Consider the following 24,029-nt stretch of genomic DNA (forward strand, 5'->3'; position numbering starts at 1 on the left):
GATTCGGTCACGGCTGGGACGCGGGACGGTTGGAATCCCCGCAGGCAGGCCATGGGAGCGCTGCCGGTGCCCGACCGCACCGAACCACCCACGACCGCCCCCGACACGGGGCGCAGGTGCCGCCCTCGTGCCTCGGGCGACCCCTACCCTCCGCTCCGGCTCAGCTCAGCCGCTCGATCTGTCGGGTCGCGCTGTGCTTCGCCACCGCTGCGGGCAGGTGCCGCCCTCGTGCCTCGGGCGACCCCTACCCTCCGCTCCGGCTCAGCTCAGCCGCTCGATGACCATCGCCATGCCCTGGCCGCCGCCCACGCACATCGTCTCCAGGCCGAACTGCTTGTCGTGGAACTGGAGGCTGTTGATCAGCGTGCCGGTGATGCGGGCACCCGTCATGCCGAAGGGGTGGCCGACGGCGATGGCGCCACCGTTCACGTTCACCTTGTCCAGATCCAGACCCAGGTCCTGGTACGACGGGATCACCTGCGCGGCGAACGCCTCGTTGATCTCGGCCAGGTCGATGTCGCCGATGGTCAGACCCGCGCGCTTGAGGGCCTGCTTGGAGGCCTCCACCGGGCCGAGGCCCATGATCTCGGGGGACAGGCCCGAGACGCCGGTCGAGACGATGCGGGCGAGCGGCGTCAGACCGAGCTCGCGCGCCTTCGTGTCGGACATGATCACGAGCGCCGCGGCGCCGTCGTTCAGCGGGCAGCAGTTCGCCGCCGTCACCAGGCCGTCGGGGCGGAAGACCGGCTTGAGGCCCTGGACACCCTCCAGGGTGACGCCGGCGCGCGGGCCGTCGTCCGCGGAGACGACCGTGCCGTCCGGCGTCGTCACCGGGGTGATCTCGCGCTCCCAGAAGCCGTTCTTGATGGCCTGCTCGGCGAGGTTCTGCGACCGGACGCCGAACTCGTCCATCTCCTGACGGCTGATGCCCTTCAGGCGCGCCAGGTTCTCCGCGGTCTGGCCCATGGCGATGTACGCGTCCGGGACGATGCCGTCCTCGCGCGGGTCGTGCCAGGTCGAACCCTCGGACTCGGCGACCGCGGCCGTACGGGCCTCCGCCTCGGCGAAGTACGGGTTGTGCGTGTCGGGCAGCGAGTCGGAGTTGCCCTTCACGAAGCGCGACACCATCTCGACACCGGCCGAGATGAAGACGTCGCCCTCGCCCGCCTTGATGGCGTGCAGCGCCATGCGGGAGGTCTGCAGGGACGACGAGCAGTAGCGGGTGACCGTGCAGCCGGGCAGGTGGTCCATCCCCATCTGCACGGCGACGATGCGGCCCAGGTTGTTGCCCTGCTCGCCACCGGGAAGACCGCAGCCGAGCATCAGGTCGTCGATGTCGCGCGGGTCCAGCTCGGGGACCTTGGCGAGAGCGGCCTGGACGATGGTCGCGGTGAGGTCGTCGGGGCGCAGGTCCTTCAGGGAGCCCTTGAAGGCCCGGCCGATGGGGGAGCGGGCGGTCGAGACGATGACGGCTTCGGGCATCACGGCTCCATGAGGGTTCTGGGGTGCGGTTCTGGCAGGACTGAAGGGGAAGTTACCTGTACGTATCGCCTCGGTCACCGTGCAGACGGTGTGATGCCCGACTCTTTTCTAAGCGAGCGCTCACTTGGCCGGGCGGGGCGGCCCTCCGCCCGCCCCGCCCGCTGCCCGTGACGGCGCCCGCCGCGCCCCCCGCCCGTCCCGCGGGCGCGCCCCGTCACGGGTGGTGGGCGTCCGCCTCCGAGGGCGCCGCCTCGGGCGCCGCCTCGGGCAGGCGCCGCCGCCTGCGGTGCTTGAGCAGGGCCCACGGCGCCCGGGCGCCCGTGACCTCCGTGCCCGCCTCCCGCGCGGCCTCCGCGGCGGCCTTCGCCACCGGCAGCATGTTCTCGTGGCGGTCCGGCTCCAGCCGGTCCGTGTCCGGCCAGACGCCCAGCGCCGCGCACAGTGTCGGGAGCATCGCCATCGACGCCGTCGCGTACCCCTCGGCCGAGGGGTGGAAGTTGTCCACCCCGAACATCTCCCGCGGGTTCGCCGCGAACTCCGGCCCCAGCAGGTCGCCCAGCGAGACCGTCCGGCCGCCCTGCTCCACCACCACGATCGTCTGCGCGGCCGCCAGCTGCCGCGACACCCGCCGCGCCAGCCAGCGCAGCGGCTGGTAGACCGGCTCGATGGTGCCCAGATCCGGGCAGGTGCCGACGATGACCTCCGCGCCCGCCGTCCGCAGCCGCCGCACCGCCGTCGCCAGGCACCGGACCGACTCCGTCGCCGGCATCCGGTGCGTGACGTCGTTCGCCCCGATCATGATCACGCACACGTCCGGCGGCCCCGCCGGAGTCGCCAGCAGCAGGGACACCTGGCGTTCCAGGTCGTCCGAGCGCGCGCCGGGCAGCGCCACGTTCCGCAGGACCACCGGACGCTCCGCGACCGCGGCCAGTCCCGAGGCCAGCAGGGCCCCCGGCGTCTGCCCCGACCGGCGGACGCCCTGGCCCGCCGCCGTCGAATCACCCAGAAGGGCCAGCCGCAGCGGCGCGGAGGCGGGGTCCGAGGACCCGAACGAGCGCCCGTAGAGACCTTCCGCCCCGGGAGGCAGCGGTGCGACCCCGCCTCCCACCGACCTCTTCGCCAACTGGACCTCGGCCAGCAGGACGCCCACGGCGGCCACTCCGAGCAGCCCGATGCTGCCGCCGCCGTACGCCGCGCCCGCCGCGATCCGCCGTGCCACCCTCGCCCTCGACATGGGGGCAGTCACCTCCTTAAAGCCGTTCAGGATCTAACTGCCCCGTAACCCGCTCCGACTACGCATACGCTGGCTGCACCATTACGGAGACCCCGGAGATTACGGTGCAATTCCACGACTCGATGATCAGCCTCGTCGGCAACACCCCGCTGGTGAAGCTCAACAGCGTCACGGCCGGCATTCAGGCAACCGTCCTGGCCAAGGTCGAGTACTTCAACCCCGGCGGTTCGGTCAAGGACCGGATCGCCATCCGCATGATCGAGGCGGCCGAGGAGAGCGGCGCGCTCAAGCCCGGCGGCACGATCGTCGAGCCGACGTCCGGGAACACCGGTGTCGGCCTCGCCATCGTGGCCCAGCAGAAGGGCTACAAGTGCATCTTCGTGTGCCCCGACAAGGTGTCCACGGACAAGATCAACGTGCTCCGCGCCTACGGTGCCGAGGTCGTCGTCTGCCCGACGGCCGTCGACCCCGAGCACCCCGACTCGTACTACAACGTGTCGGACCGCCTCGTGCGGGAGACCCCGGGCGCCTGGAAGCCGGACCAGTACTCGAACCCGAACAACCCGCGCTCGCACTACGAGACCACCGGTCCCGAGCTGTGGGAGCAGACCGACGGGAAGATCACCCACTTCGTTGCGGGCGTCGGCACCGGCGGCACGATCTCGGGCACCGGCAAGTACCTGAAGGAGGCCAGCGGCGGCCGCGTCGAGGTCGTCGGCGCCGACCCCGAGGGCTCGGTGTACTCGGGCGGCTCGGGCCGGCCGTACCTCGTCGAGGGCGTCGGTGAGGACTTCTGGCCCACCGCCTACGACGCGTCCGTCACGGACCGCATCGTCGCCGTGTCCGACAAGGACTCCTTCCAGATGACCCGCCGCCTCGCCAAGGAGGAGGGCCTGCTCGTGGGCGGCTCCTGCGGCATGGCGGTCGTCGCCGCGCTGGAGGTCGCCAAGGATCTCGGCCCCGACGACGTCGTGGTGGTGCTGCTGCCGGACTCCGGCCGCGGCTACCTCTCCAAGATCTTCAACGACGAGTGGATGGCCGACTACGGCTTCCTGGAGGACACCGAGTCCGCCACCGTCGCCGACGTCCTGCGGCACAAGTCCGGCGGCATGCCCTCCCTGGTCCACATGCACCCGGAGGAGACGGTCGGCCAGGCCATCGAGGTCCTGCGCGAGTACGGCGTCTCCCAGATGCCCATCGTCAAGCCGGGCGCCGGTCACCCCGACGTCATGGCCGCCGAGGTCGTCGGCTCGGTCGTCGAGCGCGAGCTCCTCGACGCGCTGTTCACCAAGCGCGCCTCGCTGGAGGACCCGCTGGACCGCCACATGAGCGCGCCGCTGCCGCAGGTCGGCTCCGGCGAGCCCGTCGCCGACCTGATGTCCGTGCTCGGTGCGGCGGACGCGGCGATCGTGCTGGTCGAAGGCAAGCCGACGGGCGTCGTCAGCCGTCAGGACCTGCTCGCCTTCCTCGCGAACGGTGGCGTCAAGCACACCGCGAAGTAGCGCGACGCGGCCCGCGCGGGTGTTCGCGAAACCGGTACGAGGGCGACACGTACCCGCAGCACCCGCTTAACACGCGTCAGGCACATTGGTGGATGTCGGCGTCAAGGACAACGGAGCGGCTCCCGGACCTCCTGACGACGCCGCGGACGCGGAGACCGGCCCTGACCCGGGTTCGTGTCCCTCGCGGGGACCGCCGTCGTCCCGCCCCCCAGCAATGGGGGTGCGGCGGCCCCCGCGCAATCCACCGTGCCGCCCACCCCCTGCGGGGTGGGCGGCACGTCTGTCAGAAGTCCTCGTCCCGGTCCGTGCGACGGCCCGGCAGCCGGTCCCGGAGGCCGTGGACGGCGTTCACCCCCACGATGCCCACCCAGGCCACGATCAGGCCCTCCAGGTCCGCCTGGGCCGCCGCGATCGCGGAGAGCGGGACAGCCAGCACGAGCGAGACGATCCCGAACCCGTAGCGCTCGCCGAAGCCCTCGACGCGGCCCGCGGCCGGCGAGCGGCCTCCCCGGGCCGCCGAGGTCTGCTGCTCGGCGAGCCGGCGCCGCACCCGGCGGTCGATGGTGGCGTCCAGACTCTGCTCGACCTTGCCCAGGAAGGACTCGATCAGCGCGGTCTCGTACTCCGTCCCCAGCTCGCGGCGGGCGTGCAGGGTGGCGTCCAGCTCGTTCTTGAGCTCTTCGGTGCGGGCGGGGTCGCGGGAATCCATGCTCGTCACCGTACGGACGGGCGGCACCGGAGTCAGTGGGGCTAACCCCCGGTTCTTCTTGCCCTGCTGCATATCCTCATGCAGAGTTCGGGGTAGGTGAATAAACCGAAGGGGGACGGTGTGAGCGACAGCCCGGCAGGACGGCTGCAGGCGCTCTTCGAAGGGCATCGGCTGACACCGACGCAGCGGCGGATCGCGCACTGCATGGTGCGTCGTGCCGCCGACGTACCCTTCCTGTCCAGCGTCGAGCTGGCCGAACTGGCCGGCGTCAGCCAGCCGTCCGTCACCCGCTTCGCCGTCGCCCTCGGGTTCGACGGCTACCCCGCCCTGCGCCGTCATCTGCGCGAGGTCGCCCCGGAGGAGAAGAAGGCCGAGGAGCGCGCGGAGTACAACGAGTACCAGCAGGCCGTCCTGGCCGAGATCGAGAACCTCCGCCATCTCGCCGGACTGCTCGCCGACCCCGCGCCCGTGGAGCGCGCCGGACGACTGCTCGCCGCCTCCCGGCCGCTGCCCGTGCTCGGGCTGCGCGCCGCCTCCTCGCAGGCGCGCGGCTTCGCGTACTTCGCCGCCAAGGTCCACCCCGACGTCCGGCTGCTCGACGAGGGCGGCTCGATGCTCACCGACCGCGTCGACGCGGCGGTGCGGGCCGGGGCGACGGCCCTGATGTGCTTCGCGCTGCCCCGCCATCCCAAAGAGGTCGTGGAGGCGCTGGAGTACGCGCGCGCGGCCGGTCTGACCGTGGTGACGGTCGCCGAGTCGGCCTTCGCGCCCGTGGCCGCGCACAGTGATCTGCTCATCCCCGCCGCCGTCGGCACCGGGCTCGCCTTCGACACGGCCTGTGCCCCGATGCTGCTCGGCCGGGTCCTGCTGGAGGCGATGGCCGACGAACTCCCGGACGCACAGGCGCGGCTGGAGGAGTTCGACACCAAGGCGGCTGCGCGGGGCCTGTTCGTGGAGTGACCCCGCGGATGCCGCCTCAGACCTCCAGTTCGTTCTCGATCTTCTTGAGCTGGTGGCGGGCCATGGCCAGGTTCGCCCGGTCCTTGCTCAGCGCCAGGTAGAGGAACAGGCCGTTCGTGCCGCGCCCCTTGAGCAGCCGGATCAGGTGGTACTGGCCGTTGAGGGTGATGAGGATGTCCTCGATGTCGTCGTTGAGACCGAGCATCTCCATCGTCCGGACCTTCGCGCGGACCACGTCGGTGTTGCCCGCCGCCGCGACGTTCAGGTCGAGTTCCTTGCCCCCGCCGATGGTGCCGAGGGCCATGCCGCTGGTGTAGTCGACCAGGGCGGCGCCGATCGCGCCCTCGATCGACGCGGCTTCCTTCAGGGACGTCTCGGTGTTCGCCATGAGTGCTGCACTTCCTTCTTTTCGTGTTCGTTTTCCGTGAGGTGTTGCCGGTGAGTGGTCTTGGTACGGGTCAGGGGAGGTCCTTGCGTTCCAGCGCCTCGTCGACGAGCTCCCCTATCCGGGCGCTGGAACGGCGCGCCTCCAGATGGAGCCGCCCCACGTTGATGCGGGGCTCCGCGAGCAGGGTGAGGACCGCTGAGCCGCCCGCCGCGTACGTCGCGACGTAGCCGTGCTCGCCGCGCACCAGGAGTTCGCGGAAGCCGCCCTGGCCCGTGGAGTCGGTCAGCCGCAGCGCCACGCCCAGGGCCGCCGCGGTCAGTGCCGCCACGCTCTCCGCCTCGCCGTCGACCGTGTCCTGGGCGAGCACGAGGCCGTCGGCGCTCGCCGCGAGGGCTCCGGTGAGCTGGGGGAGCCGGGCGCGGAGCCGTCTCAGCTCACCGAGCACCTCGGCTTCTGCGGTCATCAACTGTCTCCTCTCGGCGCGCATGCGCAGGGCACGCCTCATCACAGACTTGCCTCCAGGGCGTCACGGAGCCGGCGCAGCAGGGCGATGTCCGGGTCGGCCGCCACCTCTCCGACCCAGGACGGCAGGGTCGGCGTGGGTGCCGGTAACGGGTCCAGCGGGGTCACGACGAGGCCGGCGGCTGCGAGTCGCCGGACGTCCAGCAGGGTGTGGAAGGCGGGCCGGCCGAGCAGCCGGGCGATGTCCGCCGGGGTCCGCCTGCCGTCGGCGGCGGCCAGCAGGGTGCGCTGGCGCGCGCTCACCGTCTGTCCGGGGGCCGCGGCGCGGGGCAGGACCGGGGCGGCGTCGACGGACGCGTACGGCCACACCTGGTCGAGCAGTTCGCGGCGGCGCAGGCTCTCGCGCTCGATGGCCTCCGTGGAGACCGGCCGCACGGAGCCGAACCAGTGGCCGACCCCGTACCGGAAGCGGGTCGGGCCGCTGCCGGGGGCCAGGGCGAAGAAGGCCGCGTCGAAGACGGCGCCGAGGTGGCAGATCTCCAGTTCGCCGCCGTGCAGGCGGCCGCTGTCGACCAGGAAGCGGCCGACCTCGCGGCGGGCCCCGGCCCGGTCCACGGCCTCGTCCCAGCCTTCGCGGGGGAGCCGGCCGCCCGCCGTCAGCAGGACGTCGAGTCCGGGCGCCGCGGGGCTCTCCGCGTGGACCACCCGGCCGTCGATGAGGTAGAGCGTGCCGTGGTCCCGCAGCAGGGCTCCGGTGGCGCGCTCCGCGGCCAGCCGCACGAGCATCGGGGATACGGTCATCCGAGGACCAGTCTCTCGGCGAGGTCGCGCAGCCGTATCCGTGCCAGCGCCAGGTTCCCCGCGTCGCGGTCGAGCCACAGGTGCAGGAAGACGCTGCTGTCGAAGGCCGTCTCCACGAAGCGCAGGACGTGGTAGCCGCCGCGGCTGGTGACGATCAGGTCCTCGACCGGCGGGCCCTTGGGTAACTCGGCCGCCGTCTGCGGGTCCTCGCCGCTCGCGAAGGAGTCGTACTCCGCTGCCGCGCGGGCCAGTTCGGCGGTCTCGGCGGCGGTGGTCTCGTGGTCTCCGACCGGTGAGTCGCCCGCCGTGCCGAGTGCGAGGCCGCTGGTCCAGTCGACCAGGGAGGCCCCGCGAGCGCCCGGCAGGGCCATCGCCTCCAGCAGGCACTCATCGATTCCGGGCACGCGGGTTCCCCTCCCGATGCGGCGTGCGGGTGTACGGCAGTGACGGAGACGTTACTCAACGTTCCTGCCGTGGGGAGGAGTTCTGGCATTTTCCATCGGAACATGCCGCAGGGCTGATTGAATGCGCTCCGCACATGAACGGACTCGCCCGTGCGCCCCCGCGTGCGCCGGGGGTGGGGGCCGTGGACGCGCCCTGTGCGGTCAGCCGCGGCGCTCCACGGAGGCCGCGACGTCACTGAGGTCCTGGGCCACCGCCCTGCGCACCGCGCGGGCGCCCAGGCCGCCGAGCAGTTTGGCGAGCAGGCCGGTCGCGGCTCCTCCGGCAGGAGTCGCCGAGAACGTCATTCGTACCATCGTGGCCCCCGTTCCCGCGGGCCGGAGCGCGAACTCCGTGACGTAGCGCATGCCGTGCGAGTGCGCCTCCGTGACGTACCGGTCGGGCGGCTCGCTGGCCGTCACGTACATCTCCTCCGTGGCCTCCTTGCCGAACATCGTGCGGGTCTCGCGCCAGCGGGTGCCGACCCCGAAGCCGCCCTCCGTGAGCACCTCGACGCGGTCCACCCCGCTGAGGACCCGATCCATGCCCCTCAGGTCGGTCAGCGCCTCCCAGACGGGTCCGGGAGTGGCCTCGATCCGGCGTTCGACGACGACGCTCTTGGTGGTCATGGCTTCATCGAACCACCGGGGCGGGGCGAGCGCTCCCGTTGCTACGGCAGCAGTGCGTCCGGCCGCTCGCCGCCGGACTCGGCGACGATCTCCCGCAGCGTCTGCGCCCGGCGCACGGTCGTGAAGGCGACCCCCTTGCCCTCCGCGTCCGCCGCCGTGCCCGCGGCGGCGACGGTGAAGCCGTGGACGGCGGGCCGGGGCAGGCTGTTGTAGGCGTAGTGGTGGGCGAAGTAGTACGCGCCGGTGTCCGGGACGGCGACCACGTCGTCCGGCCGGAGGAGCGGCAGGGCGCGCGCGGTGGCGAGCAGGTCGCCGGCGAAGCACGCGGGACCGGCCACGTCCTGGACGGTCTCCTCGCCGGCGCGGGGCCGGCCCTCGGAGTCGTACGCGAGGACCCGCAGGGGCCAGGACGCGGGGTCGTAGACGGTCCGGGTGGCGACCTGGACCCCGGCGTGGGTGACGGCGATGGGGCGGGATCCGGACGTCTTGGTGTACTCGACCCGGGCCAGGATCGTGCCGTGCTTGGCGAGCAGGGAGCGGCCGAACTCGGTGACCAGGCCGTAGCGCCCGTCGAACAGCCCCGGCACGGTGGCGGCGAGCAGTCGCGCGTACTCGGCGTACGTCGGTGTCTCCTCGTCCGAGGCGAAGTTCACCGGCAGGCCGCCGCCGATGTCGATCGTGTCGATCTGCTGCCGGCCGGCCCTGCCGTTGATCTCCTCGGCCAGCGCGTGGACGGCGCCGACGCCCTCGGCCATGAGGGCCAGCGGCATGCCCTGGGAGCCGGAGTGGGTGTGCAGCCGGCTCAGCCACGGCCGGTCGAGGAAGGCGCGGACGACGGCCTCGCGGGCTCCTTCGTCGCGGAGTGCCACACCGAACTTCGAGGTGGCGGTGGCGGTCGACAGCGCACCGATCGAACCGCCTCCCACCTGCGGGTTCACTCGGACTCCGACGGGGCTCGCGGTCGGCGCGGCGGCGACGAGGGCGTCGATCCTGGCCAGTTCCTGGAGGTTGTCGGCGTTCACGGCGATCCCGGCGGCGAGGGCCTCGCGCAGCTCTCCGGAGGTCTTGGCGGGGGAGTCGAGCACGGTGCGGGACGGCGGGACGCCGGCCGCGCGGGCCAGCGCGAGCTCGCCGGGGCTGGCGACCTCGGCGCCGAGGCCGCAGGCGTCCAGCAGGCGCAGTACGGGCACGAGCGGGGCCGCCTTGACGGCGAAGGCGTGCAGGACGGGCGCGTCGGTGACGGCGGCGAAGGCGTCCGTGAGGGCGGTGGCGGAGGTGCGGATCCCGGCCGTGTCGAGGAGCGCGACGACGGGTTCGGCGGGGGAGAGGAGACCTTGTACGACGGCCGCGCGGACGGCCTGATCACGACGGTCGGAAGCCATGGGCCCCATCCCATCACCTGGCCGGGTGCACCGCAGCTGTTGACTACAAGTATTCAGCAGGTCAGGATGTGAATATCTACATCACAAGACGATCGGTGATCGTCTCGTCGTTGTGCCGGAGGAGGCATTCCCGATGTCAGGACCCCGCCCCGTACGGGCCCCGCGCGGTACGGAACTGAGCACCCTGGGATGGCAGCAGGAGGCCGCCCTCCGGATGCTCCAGAACAACCTCGACCCCGAGGTCGCCGAGCACCCCGACAAGCTCGTCGTCTACGGCGGCACCGGCAAGGCCGCCCGTGACTGGCGCTCCTTCGACGCGATGGTGCGCACGCTGCGGACGCTGAAGCAGGACGAGACGATGCTCGTCCAGTCCGGCCGTCCCGTCGGCGTCATGCAGACGCACGAGTGGGCGCCGCGCGTGCTCATCGCCAACTCCAACCTGGTCGGCGACTGGGCGAACTGGGAGGAGTTCCGCCGCCTGGAGCAGCTCGGCCTCACCATGTACGGCCAGATGACGGCCGGCTCGTGGATCTACATCGGCACCCAGGGCATCCTCCAGGGCACCTACGAGACCTTCGCCGCCGTCGCCGCGAAGAAGTTCGGCGGCACCCTCGCGGGCACGATCACCCTGACCGCCGGCCTCGGCGGCATGGGCGGCGCCCAGCCGCTCGCCGTCACGATGAACGACGGCGTCGCGATCTGCATCGACGTCGACCCGCGCGCCATCGAGCGCCGCATCGAGCACCGCTACCTGGACGTGAAGGCCGACGACCTCGCCCACGCCCTCCGGCTCGCGGTCGAGGCCCGGGACGCGCGCCGCCCGCTCTCCATCGGCCTCCTCGGCAACGCGGCCGAGCTGCTGCCGCAGATGCTCGCCGAGGGCGCCCCGATCGACATCGTGACCGACCAGACCTCGGCTCACGACCCGCTCTCCTACCTCCCGGTCGGCGTGGCCTTCGAGGACATGGCCGACGCCGCCGCCAAGGACCCGGCCGGCTTCACCACCCGCGCCCGCGAGTCGATGGCGAAGCACGTGGAGGCCATGGTCGGCTTCATGGATGCCGGCTCCGAGGTCTTCGACTACGGCAACTCGATCCGCGGCGAGGCGCAGCTGGCCGGCTACGACCGCGCGTTCGCCTTCCCCGGCTTCGTCCCGGCCTACATCCGCCCGCTGTTCTGCGAGGGCAAGGGCCCGTTCCGGTGGGCCGCGCTGTCGGGCGAGGCCTCGGACATCGCCAAGACCGACAAGGCGATGCTGGAGCTCTTCCCGGAGAACGAGTCGCTGCACCGCTGGATCAAGATGGCCGGCGAGCGCGTCCACTTCCAGGGCCTGCCGGCCCGCATCTGCTGGCTCGGCTACGGCGAGCGCGACAAGGCCGGCGAGCGCTTCAACGAGATGGTGGCCGACGGCACCCTCGCCGCGCCGCTGGCCATCGGCCGCGACCACCTCGACTGCGGCTCGGTGGCCTCCCCGTACCGCGAGACCGAGGCCATGCTCGACGGCTCCGACGCGATCGCCGACTGGCCGCTGCTGAACGCCATGGTCAACGTCGCCTCCGGTGCCTCGTGGGTCTCCCTGCACCACGGCGGCGGCGTCGGTATGGGCCGCTCCATCCACGCGGGCCAGGTCACGGTGGCCGACGGCACCGCCCTGGCCGGGGAGAAGATCCGCCGCGTCCTGACGAACGACCCCGGCATGGGCGTCATCCGCCACGTCGACGCGGGATACGACATCGCTGAGGAGGTCGCGGACGACAAGGGCGTGCGCGTGCCGATGCGCGAGGACGGCTCTGCGTGAGCGAGACCTTCCACGCCATGTGGCGGTCGCTGCGGCCCCTCGGCCGCAGCGACGCCTCGGGCGGATACCGCCGCTACGCCTGGACCGGCGCCGACCAGGACTGCCGGCTGTGGTTCCGCATGCAGGCGGAGGCCCGCCGGCTGAACTACGAGGTCGACCGCAACGGCAACCAGTGGGCCTGGCTCGGCGACCCGGAGGCCGGTGACGCCGTCGTCACCGGCTCCCACCTGGACTCGGTGCCCGACGGCGGAGCCTACGACGGCCCCCTCGGCGTCGTGTCCGCCTTCGCCGCGCTCGACGAACTGCGCTCCCGCGGCGTCCGGTTCAGGCGCCCCTTCGCGATCACCAACTTCGGCGACGAGGAGGGCGCCCGGTTCGGGCTCGCCTGCGTCGGCTCCCGGCTCACCGCCGGACAGCTGACCAAGGACAAGGCGTTCGAGCTGCGCGACGCCGACGGGATCAGCCTCCCGCAGGCCATGGAGGCCGCCGGGTACGACCCCGACACGATCGGCGCCGACCCCGAGCGGCTCGCCCGGATCGGCGCCTTCGTCGAGCTCCACGTCGAGCAGGGCCGGGCCCTGGACCTGTCCGGCGACCCCGTCGGCATCGCCTCCGCGATCTGGCCGCACGGACGCTGGCGGTACGACTTCGCCGGTGAGGCCAACCACGCCGGCACCACCCGCCTGGTCGACCGCCGCGACCCGATGCTCAGCTATGCCGAGACCGTCCTCGCCGCCCGGCGCGAGGCCGAACTCGCGGGCGCGGTGGCCACGTTCGGCAAGATCGCGGTCGAGCCGAACGGCGTCAACGCCATCCCCTCCCTCGTCCGCGGCTGGCTCGACGCCCGCGCGGCCGACCAGGACGCCCTCGACACGGTGATCGCCGGCATCGAGACCGCCTCCCGCGCCCACGCCGCCCGGAACGGCATCGACCTCACCGTCGTCCGGGAGTCCTTCACCCCGGTCGTCGAGTTCGCCCACGCGCTGCGGGACGAGCTGGCGGGCATCCTGGGGGAGAAGACCCCGGTCCTCGGCACGGGCGCGGGACACGACGCCGGGATCCTCTCCGGCTCGATCCCGACCGCCATGCTGTTCGTACGGAACCCCACGGGTGTCTCGCACTCCCCGGCCGAGTCCGCGGCCGAGGACGACTGCGTGGCCGGGGTCCTCGCACTCGCCGACGTACTGGAAGGGCTGGCGTGCAGCTGACGACCTACTGGGCGGAGTACGCCTGGCTCGACGCGAACGTCGAGCCGGGCGTGGCCCTCGACGTGACGGACGGCCGGATCAGCGCCGTGCGCAAGGGGGTCGGGACACCCCCGCCGGGCGCGGTCGTGCTGCGCGGCCTGACGATCCCGGGCCTCGCCAACGCGCACTCGCACGCCTTCCACCGGGCCCTGCGCGGCACGGTCCAGGTCGGCTCCGGAACCTTCTGGACCTGGCGCGACGTGATGTACAAGATCGCGTCCCGGCTCACCCCGGACTCGTACCACGCGCTCGCCCGGGCGGTGTACGCGGAGATGGCGCTGGCCGGCATCACGGCCGTGGGCGAGTTCCACTACCTCCACCACGCGCCCGGCGGCACCCCGTACGCCGACCCCAACGCGATGGGCGAGGCACTGATCGCGGCGGCGGCCGAGGCGGGCATCCGGATCACCCTCCTCGACACGGCGTACCTCTCCTCCGGCTTCGGCGCCGCCCCCGACCGGCACCAGCTCCGCTTCTCCGACGGGACGGCGGACGCCTGGGCCGAGCGGGTGTCCCTGCTGAAGGACCGCGACGGGGACGACGTGCGGATCGGCGCCGCCATCCACTCGGTACGGGCCGTCCCGGCCGACCAGCTCGGCACGGTCGCCTCCTGGGCCGCCGAGCGGGGCGCGCCGCTCCACGTCCACCTCTCCGAGCAGACCGCGGAGAACGACGCCTGCCTGGCCGCCCACGGCCGGACCCCGACCCAGCTCCTCGCCGACCACGGCGTGCTGGGCCGGCGGACCACCGGCGTCCACAACACCCACCTCACCGACACCGACATCGCGCTGATCGGCTCGTCGACCACAGGCACCTGCATGTGCCCGACGACGGAGCGGGACCTCGCGGACGGCATCGGCCCCGCCGTCGCCCTCCAGCGGGCCGGCTCCCCGCTGTCGCTGGGCAGCGACAGCCACGCGGTCGTCGACCTCCTGGAGGAGGCGCGGGCCATGGAGCTGAACGAGCGCCTGCGCTCGCGCACCCGCGGGCACTGGACCGCGGCCGCCCTGCTGACGGCGGCCACCGAGGACGGTCACGCCTCCCTCGGCCGGCCCGACGCGGGCCGGATCGAGCAGGGCGCGCTCGCCGACCTGACGACGATCGCCCTCGACTCGGTCAGGACAGCGGGACCGGTGCCGCGTCTGGCAGCCGAGACGGCGGTATTCGCAGCGTCGGCAGCGGACGTCCGGCACACGATCGTGGGCGGCCGTCACGTCGTACGGGACGGGGCGCACCAGTCCGTGCCGGACGTGCCCCGGGCCCTCGCGGACTCGATCGCCGCCCTGCGCGGCTGAAGGAGACACCCCTCACCATGAACGGCCCCGCGGCAACGAACAGTCCGGTGGCGAGCTCCGCCCCCACCAGTGCGAAGAGCACCGTGGCGACGCCCGCCACCGCCATCGTCAACATCGCGAGTCTGGTCACCAACGATCCCTCCCTCGGTGATGGAACGCCCCTGGGTCTGATCCAGGACGCGGCCGTCGTCGTCGAAGGCGACCGTGTCGTCTGGGTCGGTGAATCCAGAAAAGCACCCGCCACTGACAACCGGGTCGACGCCGCCGGCCGGGCGGTGATCCCCGGATTCGTCGACTCCCACTCGCACCTGGTGTTCGCGGGCGACCGCACGGCCGAGTTCAACGCCCGCATGTCCGGCCAGGCGTACGCGGCGGGCGGCATCCGCACGACGGTCGCCGCGACCCGGGCGGCCTCGGACGCGGACCTGGAGCGCAACCTCACCCGCTACCTCGCGGAGGCCCTGCGCCAGGGCACGACCACCTTCGAGACCAAGTCCGGCTACGGACTCACGGTCGAGGACGAGGCGCGCGCCCTGCGGATCGCCGCCGCCCACACCGACGAGGTGACCTACCTCGGCGCCCACATCGTCTCGCCGGACTACGCCGACGACCCGGCCGCGTACGTGGCCCTGGTCACCGGCGAGATGCTCGACGCCTGCGCCCCGCACGCCCGCTGGGTCGACGTCTTCTGCGAGAAGGGCGCCTTCGACGGCGACCAGGCGCGCGCGATCCTGACCGCCGGCAAGGCGAAGGGCCTGCACCCGCGGGTGCACGCGAACCAGCTCTCGTACGGCCCCGGCGTGCAGCTCGCCGTGGAGCTCGACGCCGCGAGCGCCGACCACTGCACGCACCTGACCGACGCGGACGTCGACGCGCTGGCGCAGTCCGCGACCGTGGCCACGCTGCTGCCCGGCGCCGAGTTCTCCACCCGCGCCGAGTGGCCGGACGCCCGCCGGCTGCTGGACGCGGGCGCGACGGTGGCCCTCTCCACGGACTGCAACCCCGGCTCGTCCTTCACGTCCTCCGTGCCGTTCTGCATCGCCCTCGCGGTCCGGGACATGCGGATGACGCCGGACGAGGCCGTCTGGTCGGCCACCGCCGGCGGCGCCGCGGCGCTCCGCCGCACCGACGTCGGCCGGCTGGCACCGGGCGCGTACGCGGACCTGGCCGTCCTGGACGCGCCCTCGCACGTCCACCTCGCCTACCGGCCGGGCGTGCCGCTGGTGGAGCAGGTCTGGCGCCGCGGGGTCCGCGCGGTCTGACCGGGCCGCGCGACGGCACCGGGCGACGCCCGCACACGCGGAAGGGCCCGTTCCGGAGAACGGGCCCTTTCCGCGGGGCTCCTCGGCGGGCGGCCGCCCGGGACGGTCCTGCCCCGGGGCCGCCGGGGGAGTCACTCCTCCAGCGTCAGGCCCCTGCGCAGCCGGGCGAGGGTGCGGTTGAGGAGCCGCGAGACGTGCATCTGCGAGATGCCGAGCTCCTCGCCGATCTCCGACTGGGTCCGGCCGGCGACGAAGCGGAGCGAGAGGATGCGCCGCTCGCGCGCGGGCAGAGCGGCGATCAGCGGCTTGAGGGACTCGACGTACTCGACGCCCTCGATGCCGTGGTCCTCGTAGCCGATGCGGTCGGCGAGCGAGCCCTCGCCGTCGTCGTCCTCGGCCTGGGCGTCCAGCGAGCTCGCCGTGTAGGCGTTGCCCGCCGTCATGCCCTCGACGATCTCCTCGCGGCTGCGGCCGAGTTCCTCGGCGAGCTCGCCGACGGTGGGCGCACGGTCGAGCTTCTGGGCCAGTTCGTCGCCGGCCTTGGCGAGGTCGAGGCGGAGTTCCTGGAGCCTTCGCGGGACGCGCACGGACCACGAGGTGTCGCGGAAGAAGCGCTTGATCTCGCCGACGATCGTCGGCATCGCGAAGGTGGGGAACTCGACGCCGCGGGTGAGCTCGAAGCGGTCGATCGCCTTGATGAGGCCGATCGTGCCCACCTGGATGATGTCCTCCATCGGCTCGCTGCGGGTGCGGTACCGGGAGGCGGCGAACTTCACCAGGGCCAGGTTGAGTTCGACCAGGGTGTTGCGGACGTACGCGTACTCGTGCGTGCCCTCCTCGAGTGCGTCGAGGCGGGCGAAGAGCGTCTTGGAGAGCGCCCGTGCGTCGACGGGTCCGACCTCGTCGAAGGGGGGCATCTCGGGAAGACCCTCGAGAAGGGTCTCGGAAAGGCCGGGGGCGGGGGCCGGAGTTGCTGCCGACGGCGCGTCGGGGGTGCGCGGGGCGTCGAGCCGGGGTGACATGGTCTCCTCCATCGTTTCTTCTCGCTGCGGTTTGCGGCGCCTCCAAAGCCGGCCGTTTCGAATGTTCCGCTACTAGCCCTACCCGGTCGGCAGGGTCGGTCGCAAGTGTCAATTGTCCGATTTGTAGGGATGTGTGGTGGAGTTCGGCTACCGGAGGGAGCCTCGAACTTGTATGGTTCTACGCACGTCAACGGGCATCCGCGACAGCGAGAAGAGGCACGGGCATGGACCGCCAGAGCGTCGGCAGCACGCAGCCGGGACGGCTGCGGGTCGAGGTTCGAACCGAGGGGGCGAGCGAAGTGCTCACCCCGGTGGGTGAGCTCGATCACCACACCGCCGAACTGTTGCGTATGCCACTCGAGAGGGCTCTCGCCGCCGGCCGCTCACGGCTCGTGGTCGACTGTTCACGGCTCGACTTCTGCGACTCCACCGGGCTCAACGTGCTGCTCGGTGCCCGGCTGAAGGCCGATGCCGCCGGGGGAGGCGTCCACCTGGCCGGCATGCGGCCCGTCGTCGCCCGGGTCTTCGAGATCACCGGTGCGGACGTCGTCTTCACCGTGCACGACTCGCTCGCCGCGGCACTCCCCGGCTGAGCGGGTGTTTTCGGGAAACAGCCGGGCAGAAGAGCCCGGGTCGGGTGAGTTGTCCGGTGATATCGGTTGAATCGGTGAGGTGAAGCGCTGATGGACACTGCTGCTGGGGGCAGGGAGGTCGAGGAGGTCGCGGGCCCGGTGTCGGGCGTCGCCGCCGATCTCGACGTACGGACGCTCGCGCTCGGCGCGACCAGTGGCACCGTTCCACTCGCCCGCGACTTCACGCGGTCGGCCCTCTACGCGTGGGGCTGGCTCCCCGCCGCGACCGCGGAGGCCCGTGCCGCCGCCGAGGACGTCCTGCTCGTCGTCTCCGAACTGGTCACCAACGCCTGCCTGCACGCCGAGGGCCCCGAGGAGCTGTGCGTCCGGCGCAGGAACAAGGTGCTGCGCCTGGAGGTCACCGACCGGGGCGCCGGCCAGCCCGCGCCCCGCGCCCCGCACCGTGCCGGACGGCCGGGCGGACACGGCATGTTCATCGTGCAGCGGCTCTGCCTCGACTGGGGCATCGAGCGCATCCCCGGTGCCCCCGGGAAGACCGTCTGGGCCGAACTGGCCTCTCCCGCGTAGCTCCTGTCGGGGTGTCAGGGGTGGATCCGCCCCTTGACGCCCGGCGGGGACGGTGGTCCGCACCCCGTGTCCGACCCACCCGCGCCCCGGCGCCTTCCGCCCGCCCTCGCGCGTCTCGACGGCGTCAACCTCACCCCGCGCCCCCTTCCGGCCCCATCGGCCGCTCCCGCCTCGGGCAGGTGTGCGCCCCGCGCGGGCACGGCCCGACGGGTATCCACTTCGCCCGTCCCTGTGTCTTCCCTCTGCAACGCCCCAGGCGTACCTTGACGCCCAATCTGATGTGCCGTCAGTAACTTTGCGGTGAGGGGTGCTTGAGGTGCCGTACCGGAGGAGAACAGCTTTCGCGCTGGCAGCGGCGGCGGGCTCGGTGGTGCTGGCCTCCGCCCCTGCCGCCCAGGCCGCCGTCGTCGACGTCGACTACGCCTGCGAGACGAAGATCGGCCCCAAGGGCGCCGTCTCGCCCGTCGACATCACGGCCGTCAGGAACGGCAGCGGCTACACGATCACCATGTCCTTCGAGAAGGGCGTCTCCGACAGCCCCGTCGAGCTGCCCAAGGGCGTCATGACCCCGCGCGCGGAGCTCCGGCTCGGCGGCGCGGAACAGGGGACGCTGAAGGTCACGGGCACGCCCAACACCGCGGCGATCCCGCCCGACACCCCGATCAGGATAGGGAAGCTGACGGGCACGTACACGCCGAAGAAGAGCGGCAAGGTCACCTTCACCGCCGGGGTGCTCACCGTCCACGCCCTCGGCATGGACGCGGCCGTCTGCACCCCGAAGAACAACCCGAAGCCCGCCCTCGAACTCCAGGTCACCGCCGCGGGCGGGTCCTCCTCGGACTCCGGCGGCTCGTCCGGCGCCACCCAGTCCTCCGGCGGCGGGGAACTGCCGAGGACCGGCCCGCTCGACTCCGCGACGGCCCTCGGCACCCTCGGCGGCACCGTGCTGCTCACCGGCGCGGCCGGGGTGCTCTGGCTCACGCGGCGCCCGGCGCGTTGATGCGGGGCGCGTGGGCCGGGCTCGGGGCCGCCGCTGCCACGCTGCTGGGAGCGGTCGCGGCGGCCCCGGCCCCGCAGTGGAGCGCCGGACCGGCCGAAGGGCGGCCGTACGTCTACCTGGAGGGCGCCGCCGGCAGCGTCCTCCAGGACACCCTGTCCGTGACGAACCCCGGCGCGCGGCCGCTCACGGTGCGCCTGAGCGCCCGGGGCGCCCCCGTCGCCTTCGCCGTGCGGACGGTCACCGTGCCGGCCAGGACCCGCGCCGACGTGCCCTTCGCCGTGACCGTGACCGCCGCCACCCCGCCCGGCGAGCACACAGGCACGCTGCTCGCGACCTCCGGCGGACGGGAGAGCCGGGTGCCGTTGCATCTGCGGGTGAGCGGGCCGAGCCTGGCGGCGCTCACCGTCGAGGACGTGACGACGGACCGCTCGGGGACGCTGCGCTACACCCTGGTGAACCGCGGCAACACGGTCCTGACGCCCCGCGTCGCGGTACGCGCCGACGGCGTCCTCGGCACCGTCCTCGACCGGCCCTCCCGCGCTCTGCCCGTCACCCTGCGCCCCGGCGAGCGTTCCGTCCGCACCGAACCCTGGCCCGATCGGCCGGCCCTCGACTCCGTCACGGTCCGACTGAGCGTCACGGCCCCGGGCGCCCCGCAGGCGACCGCCCGGACCGAGACCGTCTTCGTCTCCGGACCCGCGTGGGCGACCGGCACGGCGGCACTGCTCGCGGCGGTCGGAGCGGCCGCCCACGCGGCCCGAAGGCGCCGCACCCGGCCGGGCCCGACGCCCGGGGACCCGGTGGAGGAACGCGTGCGGGCCGAGGCGACGGCGGGAGCGAACCGATGAGGGGCGAGCGCGACGGAAGCGATCGGCGCGACGGGCGCGACCGGGCGTACCTCGCCGGCGGAGCCGCCGGCAGGTCACGGGCCGACTCCCGGGCCGGCGTGGCCTTCTGCCTGCTGCTCGCCGCGCTGGTGCTGAGTCTCCTGCCCGCCATCCGGGCCGGTGCCGCACCCGCCCCCGGCCCGACCGTCGCCCTCTCCCAGGCCGAGGGCGGCACGGGCGGCGAGATCACGGTGAGCGGATCCGGCTGGAAGCCCGGGGCACTGCTCATGCTGCTGATCTGCGGCCAGTCCGCGCCGGGCAAGGGCGTCATCGGCGGCACCAACTCCTGTGCCAACACGGCAGGCCGGGCCGCCACCGTCGACGCCAAGGGCTCCTTCAGCCGGAAGATGCCGGTCGCCGAACCTCCCAAGCCCTGCCCCTGTGTGGTGCACGTGGCCGGCGTCACCGGCCAACAGGACGCCGTGGACGTGACGTTCACCGTCGCCGGGCATCCGGTCGCACCACTGCCGGAGGCCTCCGGCGACGGCCGGCTCGCCGTGCTCGCCTCGGTACGCCTCGACGGATCCAGCGGCGTACTCGTGTGGTTCGGCGCGCCCGCCGGGCGGGAGGTCGTCTTCACCGTCGGCAACCTCGGCCAGACCCCGGTCAAGGACCCGGTCTTCCAGGTCGGCACCAGTCACGGCGTCTTCTCTCCGCAGTACGAGGAACGCCAGTGGCGCGGGACCATCCGGCCGGGCGGGAAGGCGACGATCAGGCTGCCCGTCGAACTGACCGCCGGTGCGCACGGCGACTACCAGGTCTCGGTCCGGTACGCGGGCAAGGTCCTGGTCGAACAGCCCTGGGGCGTCGGCCGGCCCTGGGGCGTGACGCTGTTCTGGGTGCTGCTCGCCGTGGTCGTCCCGGCGGCGCTCTTCCGGATCGGCATGGCGGTGGTGGACCGGGTGCGCCCGACCCGTGCCGGCCCCGCCGCCCGGCCCGCCCCGGCCGCCGGACACCGCCGGCTCCGCAGCCCCCGGCGCGCTCCCCGACCCGTCCCCGCACGGGACGACGACAGCACCACGGTCCTGCCGTGGTTCACCCCGGACTCCGCACCGTCAGAGAACAGCCCGACGACGAAGGGACATTCGTGAGCACGCAACGGAGGATGAGCGCGGCGGGAGTCGCGCTGATGCTCGGCGGCGCGGGGATCCTGCTGACCGCCGGCCCCGCTCAGGCGGCCGAGGTCTCGTACAGGACCGAGTGCATACCGCCGTCCATCTCCGGCCTTCCGCCGGTGCAGGGCACCACCAAGGTGCAGATCACCGCGCCGGCGGAGGCGAAGGTCGGCGACGAGGTCGAGGTGGTCTGGAAGACCGTCGAGGCCGCGTCCAAGAACCCCGACGTCCTCGACCTGCAGAAGGACACGGTCAAACCCACCGGGACGATCAAGGTGGGCGGCGCGGCGAGCGCCACGCTGACCGTCGAGGGGCCGCGGCAGAACCCGGCCATCCCGAAGAACAGCCCGATGATCCTGCCGGACATGAAGGGCAAGCTGAAGCTGGAGAAGGCGGGCGAGATCACGCTGACCCCGGACAAGTACACGATCAATGTCTCCAAGCCGCTGTCGACGGACACCAAGTGCTCGCCGAAGGAGACGCCGGCGGCCGGTGCCACGATCAAGGTCTCGGCGGGCGACGGCGGTTCGTCCGGCGGTACGACGTCCTCGGGCGGCACCACCTCGTCGGGCGGTACGACGTCCTCGGGCGGCACCACCTCGTCGGGCGGTACGACGTCCTCCGGCGGCACCACCTCGGGCGGTACGACGAGCGGTGGCGGGTCGACCGCGGGCGGCACCTCCGGCGGAGGCGGGGGGCAGACCGACTTCAAGGGCAAGGAGGTCGCGGTCCAGTTCGCCTGCCAGTCGCCGGGGCCGGCGAACATCACCTCGAAGGTGACGATCGACGCCAAGAAGAACGGCGGGAGCTTCGACCTGACCGTCAGGACCGCCAAGGGCGTCATGGACAGCCCCGCCCCGCTCCCCGCCGGGGCGCTCAAGCCCTCGATGGCGGTCAAGATCGGTGGCGCCGACAGCGGTACCGTCACCGTCACCGGACCGGCGAACTCCGCCCCGCTGGAGCAGGGCAAGCCGGTCGACCTGCCGGACATGAAGGGCACGTACAAGCCGGGCGCGAGCGGCAAGTCCACGCTCAGTCCCGGCACGCTGACGATCAACGTGTCGCTGGGCGGTTCGCCGATCGTGATCCCCTGCCAGGTCAAGGGCAGCGTCCAGGCATCCCTCGAACTCGACACGTCCAAGCAGGAGGGCGGTGCGGCCGGCGGCGGCGACGCGGCCGCGGGCGGCGGTTCCGGCTCGGCCGGAAGCTCCGGTGGGCTCGCCGCCACCGGCGCGGAGGACGAGGGCGCCCTGCGCGCGCTCGCCCTGGTCGCGGGCACGGTGATCCTGCTCGGCGGGGCGGTGTTCACCTTCACCCCGTGGGCGCGCCTGCGGAGGTGACGTCCGGCGCGGAACGGCGGAGGGCCGCCGCACCGAATCCGGTGCGGCGGCCCTCCGTGCGTACGGCTCGGTCCGTCGGGTGCGTCAGTGGACGCTGCCCATGAGCCCCTGGACCTTCTTGCGGTACATGTAGATCGCGAAGCCCGCCAGGACCGCGAGTGCGGCCTGCATGGCGATGATCCCTGTGCCGTTGAGGTCCACACCGGCCAGCGAGAGCAGACCCGTGGTGCAGTCACCGGCGGTGACGGCGAGGAACCAGACACCCATCATCTGGGAGGCGTACTTCTGCGGAGCCATCTTCGTCGTGACGGAGAGGCCGACCGGGGAGAGGCACAGCTCACCGATGGTCTGGATCATGTAGATCGTGACCAGCCACATCGGGGAGACCGTGGTGCCGTCGCCCGCCATGTTCATCGGGACGATGAAGACGAAGAAGGACGCGCCGACGAGGACCAGACCCATCGCGAACTTCACGATGGTGTTCGGCTCCTGGTTCTTGCGGGCCAGCCACAGCCACAGCCAGGCGAAGACCGGGGCGAGCGCCATCACGAACAGCGGGTTCAGCGACTGGTACCAGGTGGCCGGGAAGCCGAAGCCGAACACGGTGTCGGCGGTCTTGTCGTCCGCGAACAGCGACAGGGTCGAACCACCCTGGTCGTAGATCATCCAGAAGACGGCGGCGGCGACGAAGAACCAGATGTAGCCGGTCATCTTCGACTGCTCGGTCTTGTCGAGGTCCTTGTCCCGCTTGATGCGGACGAGGACGGCGACCGGAATGATCAGACCGGCGAGGGTGATCGGGACGAGCGCCCAGTTCAGGGTGTAGACGCCCAGCGCGACGACGACGCCGTAGAACGCGGCGGCCAGGGCGAAGACCAGGGAGGCCTTGACCAGGACGCCCTTGCGCTCGGCCGGGGACAGCGGGTTCGGGACGACGCTGCTCTTGGGGCTGAGGTTCCGGGTGCCGATGAGGAACTGGACGAGGCCCAGACCCATGCCCAGCGCGGCGAGCGCGAAGCCGAGGTGCCAGTTGACCTTCTCGCCGACGGTGCCGACCACGAACGGGGCCACGAAGGCACCGAGGTTGATGCCGACGTAGAAGAGCGTGAAGCCACCGTCACGGCGCGGGTCGTCCGGGCCGTCGTAGAGGTGGCCGACCATCGTGGAGATGTTGGCCTTGAGCAGACCGGAGCCGGCGGCGACCAGCGCCAGGCCGACGAAGAACATCGCCTGACCGGGAATGGCCAGCGAGGCGTGGCCCGCCATGATCACGAAACCGGCGATGGTGACGGTCTTGCGGGCGCCCCAGACGCGGTCGCCGAACCAGCCGCCCGGCATGGCCATCAGGTAGACCATCGAGACGTACACCGAGTAGATGGCCGTCGCCGTGGCCGCCGTCATGGCGAGGCCGCCACCCTGGCTGCCCGTAGCGGCGTCCGCGCCGCCGGAGACCAGGTACAGAACGAGAAGGGCCCGCATGCCGTAGTAGGAGAAGCGCTCCCACATCTCGGTCATGAAGAGGGTGGCCAGGCCGCGGGGGTGGCCGAAGAACGTCTTCTCGGAACCAGTGGTTCCGGTGGAAGCCGTCGTCAGGCTGGACGCCATGTCGATCCTTGCTCTGTCGGGACGCGCGCCTTGTGAGCGTGGTGCGCCCGGTGGGGGAGGCCGGCACCGGCGGGAGCGTTCGCCTCCCGCCGGGATCCACGCCCCGGGAGCGTCGGTGCGCTCCGGGACCCGGCCCACAGGTCGTTCACCGTCTTCGAGGCCGGCAGTGCCCACCTCGTGCAGAAAAGAGACCCTTGGCGTGTGAAGCGAGCCAAAGGTCCCCGATTACCGCTACTGACGTCTCGCCACCATACGACACGACAGTGCCTGAAATGGAAGGACTTGAGAGATGGATCACAGGTGAAATA

Annotated in this window: 23 protein-coding genes; 12 read left to right on the forward strand and 11 right to left on the reverse strand. The window is 72.4% G+C overall.

What is annotated here, in order from left to right:
* Positions 1 to 261: 261 nt before the first annotated feature.
* Entirely contained in the window at positions 262 to 1,482 is a 1,221-nt protein-coding gene (locus ACGFZF_RS24340) for an acetyl-CoA C-acetyltransferase (RefSeq protein ID WP_356774632.1), read from the reverse strand.
* 214 nt (positions 1,483 to 1,696) lie between these two features.
* Positions 1,697 to 2,716 (reverse strand): SGNH/GDSL hydrolase family protein, encoded by a 1,020-nt coding sequence (locus tag ACGFZF_RS24345; RefSeq protein ID WP_393557248.1) that lies wholly within the window; start codon positions 2,714 to 2,716, stop codon positions 1,697 to 1,699.
* 104 nt (positions 2,717 to 2,820) lie between these two features.
* Between ACGFZF_RS24345 and ACGFZF_RS24350 the strand changes: the two genes are divergently transcribed.
* Positions 2,821 to 4,218 carry a cystathionine beta-synthase gene (locus ACGFZF_RS24350; protein ID WP_393557250.1) on the forward strand — a complete coding sequence of 466 codons (1,398 nt, stop codon included), beginning with the start codon at positions 2,821 to 2,823 and terminating at the stop codon, positions 4,216 to 4,218.
* 283 nt (positions 4,219 to 4,501) lie between these two features.
* On the opposite strand, the gene ACGFZF_RS24355 is transcribed toward ACGFZF_RS24350, so the two are convergent.
* Positions 4,502 to 4,927, reverse strand: a complete 426-nt coding sequence (locus ACGFZF_RS24355) for a hypothetical protein (protein ID WP_356605863.1) — start codon at positions 4,925 to 4,927, stop codon at positions 4,502 to 4,504.
* Positions 4,928 to 5,047: 120 nt separating this feature from the next.
* On the opposite strand from ACGFZF_RS24355, the gene ACGFZF_RS24360 reads away from it, so the two are divergent.
* Entirely contained in the window at positions 5,048 to 5,887 is an 840-nt protein-coding gene (locus tag ACGFZF_RS24360; RefSeq protein ID WP_393557253.1) for a MurR/RpiR family transcriptional regulator, read from the forward strand.
* Between the two features lie 16 nt (positions 5,888 to 5,903).
* Here the strand turns inward: ACGFZF_RS24360 and ACGFZF_RS24365 are convergent, their stop codons facing one another.
* The 6 genes from ACGFZF_RS24365 to ACGFZF_RS24390 all read right to left on the reverse strand — a co-directional run bounded on the left by ACGFZF_RS24365 (position 5,904) and on the right by ACGFZF_RS24390 (position 9,999).
* Entirely contained in the window at positions 5,904 to 6,275 is a 372-nt protein-coding gene (locus ACGFZF_RS24365; RefSeq protein ID WP_147978276.1) for a hypothetical protein, read from the reverse strand.
* A 70-nt stretch (positions 6,276 to 6,345) separates the two neighbouring features.
* Complete coding sequence (locus tag ACGFZF_RS24370) at positions 6,346 to 6,738, reverse strand: roadblock/LC7 domain-containing protein (protein WP_384869332.1); 393 nt, start codon at positions 6,736 to 6,738, stop codon at positions 6,346 to 6,348.
* Between the two features lie 41 nt (positions 6,739 to 6,779).
* Positions 6,780 to 7,538 (reverse strand): transcriptional regulator, encoded by a 759-nt coding sequence (locus ACGFZF_RS24375; RefSeq protein ID WP_393557255.1) that lies wholly within the window; start codon positions 7,536 to 7,538, stop codon positions 6,780 to 6,782.
* Positions 7,535 to 7,942 carry a hypothetical protein gene (locus ACGFZF_RS24380; RefSeq protein WP_356605870.1) on the reverse strand — a complete coding sequence of 136 codons (408 nt, stop codon included), beginning with the start codon at positions 7,940 to 7,942 and terminating at the stop codon, positions 7,535 to 7,537. The genes ACGFZF_RS24375 and ACGFZF_RS24380 overlap by 4 nt, the downstream gene beginning before the upstream one ends.
* A 201-nt stretch (positions 7,943 to 8,143) precedes the next feature.
* Positions 8,144 to 8,608: an SRPBCC family protein gene (locus tag ACGFZF_RS24385; protein WP_393557257.1), complete on the reverse strand. Its 465-nt coding sequence runs from the start codon at positions 8,606 to 8,608 to the stop codon at positions 8,144 to 8,146.
* A 41-nt stretch (positions 8,609 to 8,649) separates the two neighbouring features.
* Positions 8,650 to 9,999, reverse strand: a complete 1,350-nt coding sequence (locus tag ACGFZF_RS24390) for a diaminopimelate decarboxylase (protein WP_393557259.1) — start codon at positions 9,997 to 9,999, stop codon at positions 8,650 to 8,652.
* Positions 10,000 to 10,123: 124 nt separating this feature from the next.
* On the opposite strand from ACGFZF_RS24390, the gene hutU reads away from it, so the two are divergent.
* From hutU to hutI, 4 genes are read left to right on the forward strand one after another with little or no spacing between them, the layout of a single operon-like run.
* Positions 10,124 to 11,788: a urocanate hydratase gene (gene hutU, locus ACGFZF_RS24395; protein ID WP_393557261.1), complete on the forward strand. Its 1,665-nt coding sequence runs from the start codon at positions 10,124 to 10,126 to the stop codon at positions 11,786 to 11,788.
* 17 nt (positions 11,789 to 11,805) lie between these two features.
* Positions 11,806 to 12,996: an allantoate amidohydrolase gene (locus ACGFZF_RS24400; RefSeq protein WP_393557311.1), complete on the forward strand. Its 1,191-nt coding sequence runs from the start codon at positions 11,806 to 11,808 to the stop codon at positions 12,994 to 12,996.
* Positions 12,987 to 14,330, forward strand: a complete 1,344-nt coding sequence (locus ACGFZF_RS24405) for a formimidoylglutamate deiminase (RefSeq protein WP_393557263.1) — start codon at positions 12,987 to 12,989, stop codon at positions 14,328 to 14,330. The genes ACGFZF_RS24400 and ACGFZF_RS24405 overlap by 10 nt, the downstream gene beginning before the upstream one ends.
* A gap of 17 nt (positions 14,331 to 14,347) precedes the next feature.
* The gene (gene hutI, locus ACGFZF_RS24410) at positions 14,348 to 15,592 is read left to right on the forward strand and encodes an imidazolonepropionase (RefSeq protein ID WP_393557265.1); all 1,245 of its coding nucleotides are present in this window, start codon (positions 14,348 to 14,350) and stop codon (positions 15,590 to 15,592) included.
* Between the two features lie 131 nt (positions 15,593 to 15,723).
* On the opposite strand, the gene ACGFZF_RS24415 is transcribed toward hutI, so the two are convergent.
* Positions 15,724 to 16,626: an RNA polymerase sigma factor SigF gene (locus tag ACGFZF_RS24415; RefSeq protein WP_393557267.1), complete on the reverse strand. Its 903-nt coding sequence runs from the start codon at positions 16,624 to 16,626 to the stop codon at positions 15,724 to 15,726.
* 212 nt (positions 16,627 to 16,838) lie between these two features.
* Between ACGFZF_RS24415 and ACGFZF_RS24420 the strand changes: the two genes are divergently transcribed.
* The 6 genes from ACGFZF_RS24420 (at position 16,839) to ACGFZF_RS24445 (ending at position 22,116) form a co-directional block, all read left to right on the forward strand.
* Positions 16,839 to 17,207, forward strand: coding sequence for an STAS domain-containing protein (locus ACGFZF_RS24420; protein WP_147978267.1), 369 nt, complete (start codon positions 16,839 to 16,841; stop codon positions 17,205 to 17,207).
* A 90-nt stretch (positions 17,208 to 17,297) separates the two neighbouring features.
* Positions 17,298 to 17,774: an ATP-binding protein gene (locus ACGFZF_RS24425; RefSeq protein WP_356605884.1), complete on the forward strand. Its 477-nt coding sequence runs from the start codon at positions 17,298 to 17,300 to the stop codon at positions 17,772 to 17,774.
* Between the two features lie 316 nt (positions 17,775 to 18,090).
* Positions 18,091 to 18,774 carry a peptidase gene (locus ACGFZF_RS24430; RefSeq protein ID WP_393557269.1) on the forward strand — a complete coding sequence of 228 codons (684 nt, stop codon included), beginning with the start codon at positions 18,091 to 18,093 and terminating at the stop codon, positions 18,772 to 18,774.
* On the forward strand, positions 18,774 to 19,622 hold the full coding sequence (locus tag ACGFZF_RS24435) for a hypothetical protein (RefSeq protein WP_393557271.1): 849 nt from the start codon (positions 18,774 to 18,776) through the stop codon (positions 19,620 to 19,622). Before ACGFZF_RS24430 ends, ACGFZF_RS24435 begins: the two co-directional genes overlap by 1 nt.
* A complete protein-coding gene (locus ACGFZF_RS24440; protein ID WP_393557273.1) occupies positions 19,619 to 20,752 on the forward strand; it encodes a hypothetical protein in 1,134 nt (377 codons plus the stop codon). Before ACGFZF_RS24435 ends, ACGFZF_RS24440 begins: the two co-directional genes overlap by 4 nt.
* 14 nt (positions 20,753 to 20,766) lie before the next feature.
* Complete coding sequence (locus tag ACGFZF_RS24445; protein ID WP_393557313.1) at positions 20,767 to 22,116, forward strand: hypothetical protein; 1,350 nt, start codon at positions 20,767 to 20,769, stop codon at positions 22,114 to 22,116.
* Positions 22,117 to 22,200: 84 nt separating this feature from the next.
* On the opposite strand, the gene ACGFZF_RS24450 is transcribed toward ACGFZF_RS24445, so the two are convergent.
* The gene (locus ACGFZF_RS24450; protein ID WP_393557275.1) at positions 22,201 to 23,721 is read right to left on the reverse strand and encodes a peptide MFS transporter; all 1,521 of its coding nucleotides are present in this window, start codon (positions 23,719 to 23,721) and stop codon (positions 22,201 to 22,203) included.
* Positions 23,722 to 24,029 lie beyond the last annotated feature (308 nt).

It is taken from the genome of Streptomyces sp. NPDC048338, from assembly GCF_043201055.1.
In the GTDB taxonomy this organism is placed as follows: domain Bacteria; phylum Actinomycetota; class Actinomycetes; order Streptomycetales; family Streptomycetaceae; genus Streptomyces.